Origin of the sequence: Roseomonas rosulenta (assembly GCF_016106005.1) — a bacterium.
In the GTDB taxonomy this organism is placed as follows: domain Bacteria; phylum Pseudomonadota; class Alphaproteobacteria; order Acetobacterales; family Acetobacteraceae; genus Neoroseomonas; species Neoroseomonas rosulenta.
Map to the genome: position 1 here is coordinate 1 of NZ_JACADR010000564.1, position 1138 is coordinate 1138.

1 protein-coding gene is annotated in these 1138 nt (G+C 76.7%); it reads right to left on the reverse strand.

Annotated elements, in window-relative coordinates; translation table 11 throughout:
* Positions 1 to 2: 2 nt before the first annotated feature.
* Positions 3 to 1138 (reverse strand): FAD-dependent oxidoreductase (locus HW578_RS26865; protein ID WP_198373751.1); only part of this gene is annotated, 1136 nt, incomplete at its 5' end.

Genomic DNA, 1138 nt, shown 5'->3' on the forward strand with positions numbered 1-1138 from the left:
CGTCATGCGCCGGCCGCCTGCGGCCTGGCCGCGGGCTGCGGCAGCCGCGCCGCGATCGCCTTGGCCGCCGCCTCGCCCGATCGTGCCGCGGCCTCGATGGTCGCGGGCAGGCCTGGCCAGGTCCAGTCGCCGGCCAGCGCCAGGTTGCGCATCACCATCCGCGGCGCGATCGGCGCGATGCCCACCGCGTGGCGCGGCGTTGCACGGCGTTCCTTGACCGCGCGACAGGGCGGTGGGTCCTCGGGCCAGTCGCCGGGGAGGGCGAAGGCCTGCGCGGCGCGGCGGATCTCGGCCCAGGCACGCGGTGCCAGGTCCTCGACGCGTTCGTCGGTCTCCGCATCCGCCGCGCTGACCGTCACGCTGATGCCGGCGGGTCGCACCAGCACCCATTGCGTGAGGCCGCCGACCACGCCGATGAAGCGCACGGCCGGTGCGCCGGGATGCGCGAAATGCAGGTTGAGGATGGGCGCGTGGCGCTCCGGCACGCGCAGCCCCGGGACCAGCCGCGCCGCTTCCCAAGGCGGCAGCGCGAGCACCACGGCGTCGGCGGCATCGAGCGTGACGCTGTCCTCCGCCAGGTGCAGCGCGATGGCGCGATCCTCGGCGCTGGTCAGCGCGCGCAGGCGGCTGCCGAAGCGGATCTCGGCCCCCGCAGCGCGCAACGCTGCGAGCGCGGGCGCGATCATGTCCGGCCCCAGCCCCTCGCGCGCCACCAGCAACCGTGCATCGGCGGCGGAGCGCACACGCCGCAGCACCTGGCCGAGCCGCGCGGAGGAGGCTTCCGCCACCGGCGTATTCAGCGCCGCGACGGTGAGCGGTTCGACGAAGCCGCGGAGCAGGTCCGGGTGCCTCGCGAGCGCGACGGCGACCGGCTTGTCCGCGAAAGGCAGCGCCATGCCGAGCAGCGCGAGCAGCCCGCCCACACTCAGCCCCGGCGGCCGCAGCGCCGGGTCGCGCCAGGCCAGCGGCGCGGCCGCGATGCGCCGCGCGCGGCCATCCACCAGGTCGAGCATCGGCAGCCCGTCCGGCTCCGGTTCCACCCACCCCGCGCGCGCGCCGATGGCGTCTAGGAGGCGCAGGGCGGCGTGGTTGGCGCCCATCAAGGCGTGCGTGCCGTTGTCGGTGCCGTCGGGCAGCG